General features: G+C 56.8%; 5 protein-coding genes. 1 reads left to right on the forward strand and 4 read right to left on the reverse strand.

The annotated features are described in order from the left end of the window. The 4 genes from QVO51_RS07490 to QVO51_RS07505 form a co-directional block, all read right to left on the reverse strand. On the reverse strand, nucleotides 1–427 hold a 427-nt coding region (locus QVO51_RS07490; protein WP_303645059.1), incomplete at its 3' end, for a phage minor capsid protein. Further along, nucleotides 427–1776 (reverse strand): phage portal protein, encoded by a 1350-nt coding sequence (locus QVO51_RS07495; protein WP_022357885.1) that lies wholly within the window; start codon nucleotides 1774–1776, stop codon nucleotides 427–429. The genes QVO51_RS07495 and QVO51_RS07490, both read right to left, overlap by 1 nt. Further along, nucleotides 1769–3013 carry a PBSX family phage terminase large subunit gene (locus QVO51_RS07500; protein WP_022357886.1) on the reverse strand — a complete coding sequence of 415 codons (1245 nt, stop codon included), beginning with the start codon at nucleotides 3011–3013 and terminating at the stop codon, nucleotides 1769–1771. The genes QVO51_RS07495 and QVO51_RS07500 overlap by 8 nt, the downstream gene beginning before the upstream one ends. Then, nucleotides 3003–3458 carry a hypothetical protein gene (locus QVO51_RS07505; protein ID WP_022357887.1) on the reverse strand — a complete coding sequence of 152 codons (456 nt, stop codon included), beginning with the start codon at nucleotides 3456–3458 and terminating at the stop codon, nucleotides 3003–3005. The genes QVO51_RS07500 and QVO51_RS07505 overlap by 11 nt, the downstream gene beginning before the upstream one ends. Nucleotides 3459–3497: 39 nt before the next feature. Between QVO51_RS07505 and QVO51_RS07510 the strand changes: the two genes are divergently transcribed. Next, nucleotides 3498–3777, forward strand: a 280-nt coding sequence (locus QVO51_RS07510; protein ID WP_288168001.1) for a hypothetical protein, incomplete at its 3' end; no start/stop codon positions are given.

A 3777-nucleotide genomic window follows, 5' to 3' on the forward strand; every position in this document is an offset into this window, starting at 1 on the left:
CGGATATGTAGGCCTGCTGCGCCGTGTTGGCGGTGGTCAGGGTCAGATTGTGCATGGTGCCCAGGGTGTTCTCGTAGCCAGCCTGCAGCATCTGCAGCATGGCCGGGGATGCACGCAGATCGGTGGGCTGCAGCCCGGCAGCGGTGTATAGCCGGTTATCTGTTTGTACGGTTTCCACCCCGGCATCCTCAAACAGTGCCCGCACCATGCTGTCCGTGGCGTTCGTCCGCTGGGCAATCTCCCGGATGATGTCCTCATACAACAGCCCCATTTGCTGTGCCTGTCTGATCTGGTGCTTGGCGGTTTCTGTGACATACCCGGTTTTGACAATGCGCCGGGCAATGTCCGATACAACCGCATTGTCGTAGGCATCCAGCAGCTCCGTCAGGGAATCCGTGCAGTGCAGCAGGTAGTCCGGCGTCAGCATCAGATATCACCGCCTGCAAACAGGGTAGATGCAGCTGCCTTGTATTCCGCTGCTTTGGCTTCGTCACAGTCAAAGTACCAGGCGATAAACTTGGTATCCGACAGCAGCCCGGCAGTGTGCATCTGCATCCGGCGTGCAAACTCCTTGTCCGGGTCCTCCATGACCCCGTCGCCGAACTCGTAGCATTCATGGTATCTGCCCTGGGGTGTCAGCTGATACACAGCGCAGCAGTCATTGATGGCACTGGTCAGCTGCCGCAGTCCGGCACGGATGTTCCCCTGAATATCAGAAATAGCACTGTAGCAGCGCTGCCTGGATGCCCGCACCTCCTCGGCAGTTTTTTCCACGCTCTGGGGATCCGACAGCATCCCATATGCCAGGTTGCAGTTGAATTCGATCCGTTTGAAAATGCCGTCCAGCCCGTGGAACAGGGATGTGTCCCGGATCTGGGGGCTGAAAATCTGCAGCCCCAGCTGGGCGTCCGACGGATCTGCGTTGTACCGCCGATACAGGCGATTCGCAGTATCCGGCAGGATCAGCCCGGAAGGGGTGGGCTTCAGGAAATCTGCCGGCGCATCAATGGCAGTCTGGGTGGCTTCAAATTCCCACTTGATTTTTTCCCAGTGCTGATCTGCATCCCGGATCAGGTCAACCGCCTCGGCGTACACGGACATGCCCATGGGGCTGTCCGGATCCACCGTGTTGATCGCCGGAATGCACATGTAGGCAAACAGGGGACCGCCCAGATCCATGTAGCTGCGTTCCGGCTCCAGATCTGCCCACAGCCCTGTCTGCCGCAGGGAGCATGGATCTCCCAGCATGTCCACGCTGGGAGACTGAAACACCTGATTGCGGATCCTGCCGGTGCCGTCCGGGTGGAATTCGTGGATTTCCAGCTTGTGATAAAACCGGTCTCCGTTTCGGTAGGTGTCCAGGAATACGGCAGAAATCAGTCTGCCGTCGTCATCGTAGGAAATGGGGTAGATCTTGTCAGCCGTAATGTAGTTGACCCGGATCTGGTGTCCGTCATACACCGGTCGCAGCACCACACCGCCGGTGGCACACATCAGGCGCACCCATTTCTTTGCGTCCGTCATGGTCTGCTGTAAGACCCGGTCGATGTATGCCCCGCGTTGGGATCCGCTGACGGAAATGGATGCGCCGAACAGGGTCAGCCGTGCAAATTCGTCCACGATCTTCACCGGCAATCGCAGCCCACGGACACGGTTGCTGACCCACGACTGCTCGTTGCACAGCATGTTCCGCCACAGCCGGATCCTGTCCCGCATTTCTCCGCTCATAGCGATCCGGATGCCGGTGGCCTTTTCAATTTCCGATTTGTTAATCATGCACATCACCTCCTATGTCTGCCAGAATCGTGCGCCGCAGTACCGTGTTTACCAGATACCGTAGCTCGTCCATACAGTGGTCGTTTTCCTTGATTACCTTGTCCGTTGCCTTATCGTCCCACCGATAAAGTGCGAATTCACGCAGAATTCCCCTGCAGCTTTCATGCACCAGGATCCTTCCGTTCTGAATCAGGGTCGCGGTCCGGCTGATCCCCGGCAGCACCTCATTGTGGGCTTTCCGCACGGAGAATCTGCCGTGCCGGCGAATGCACTCGATGAAGCTGGCAGCGGAAGGATCCACGATCACATGCTGGATCGGTCGGTCGCCTGCCAGCTGCTCCAGGGCGGCGTAGTGCTCCTCATCCGTCCGCATGGTGCGTTCTTCTTTGCTGTTATAATAGTACTCTGCTACCCGGATGGCGTTCCGTGGGCTGACCGCCCATAACCCGGCTGAAAACGGGTTGATGGTGCCGTAGTCGATGGCAATGTACCACTCCACGTTCTGGGACAGACGGATATCTCCGTGCAGCACATATCTGTCCGACCAGTTGGGATAGACCAACCCCTCCGCCATGCACCACAGTCCCTTGATGTACCGGTCATAGAATACGCCGGTGTACAGGCGCTCATAGCGTTCCCGGATCTTCTTGTCCAGGGCGTAGTTGTCCTGCATGGTAAAATGCAGATGCAAGGCGTTCTTTTCCGTTTTTTTGCAGATCCATTCTTTGTAGAACCAATGCTCGGCGCTGTCTGGATTGCAGTTGAACCACAGCCGGGATCCGCTGACGGAGCATCTGGCTGCTGCCTGTTCCACAAATGACCGGGGCATCAATGCAACCTCATCCAGAAAGGCTCCTGCCAGGGTAATGCCCTGGATCAGGGCAGCAGAGGATTCGTCCTTTCCGCCGAACAGATAATACCGGTTGGTATGGCTGCCGTCCGTTATTTCCAGATAGTTGCGGCTGACGTACTGGCGGATCTCGAAGATCCCCTCCACCCAGGTCTGCAGGGGCGTGATCACGTTGCGTCTCAGGCTGTCAATGGTTTTGCCACACAATGCAAACGTCTGATGGTCAAACCGGGACAGGGACCAGATCAGGAAGCCTACGGACATGGACATGGTCTTGCCGCTTCTGACGGAGCCGTCGCAGATGATAGCATCGTAGTGATCCGTATGCGGGTCAGCCCACCACAGCATGGCTTTTCGCTGCTTGGGGGACATGGTTTTATACCTCATCTTCTGCCTCCAGTCCCTCCCGGATAATTTCCAGCAGATTATTTTCCGGCTTTGGCGTCACATCCGATTCCAGCAGTTGCAGGATTGCCTGCAGGTTGGGTGCAACCTGCCGCACCCGGCGGCGCTTGTGCCGTCTGCCGGCGGAATCCACGCCGGTTTCCGTCTCCACATATTCGCCGCCCAGGGCTGCCGTGATCAGGGCACGCTTGGTTTCTGCGGCCACCAATTCCGGGTGTGCCTGCAGATAGGCTGCAAACTCCAGTCTGCGCTCGGAGAACTCTTTCAGCATACGTTCCCGTTTCGCTTTGCTTTTGGTGTTTAAATAGGCATCAAACAGGGATTTCAGGCTGTTTGCATCCTGTTTTTCCTCCTGTTTTCTGGCAGCGTCGTAGGCTGCCAGATTGTCCTGCAGGGACCGGATCCCTGCGTCCTTCAATGCTCCCATGCAGGGCATCTCCTTTCATGCGTAAAAACACGCCCTACAATGCGCTGTAAGGCATGTTTGTTTCCGGGGGTATCATTTCATGGGCAGAATCGTTTAAACGATTTTAAACAGCGTAAATTCGATTTTAAACAGGCATGCTCCGCCATTCCGGATTTCGGGTTGAAATCAGGTGGCTGGCATCATGCAATCCTGCGCGACACCGGGGGACGTATCAACCCCGGTGTCTGCCATCAGGTCGGTTTGTTAGACGTATCGCACCGCCAATGTAATGCGGTGCAGCTTGCCCGCAATGCTGATCCGGATCGTTGCCCGCCGCTGC

The sequence above is a fragment of the Ruminococcus sp. CAG:379 genome, assembly GCF_000434255.1.
Classification (GTDB): Bacteria; Bacillota; Clostridia; order Oscillospirales; family Ruminococcaceae; genus Ruminococcus_F; species Ruminococcus_F champanellensis.

Coding starts and splice junctions, on each gene's coding strand:
- QVO51_RS07495 (WP_022357885.1), bottom strand. CDS start 1,776: ATGATTAACAAATCGGAAATTGAAAAGGCCACCGGCATCCGGATCGCT.
- QVO51_RS07500 (WP_022357886.1), bottom strand. CDS start 3,013: ATGAGGTATAAAACCATGTCCCCCAAGCAGCGAAAAGCCATGCTGTGG.
- QVO51_RS07505 (WP_022357887.1), bottom strand. CDS start 3,458: ATGGGAGCATTGAAGGACGCAGGGATCCGGTCCCTGCAGGACAATCTG.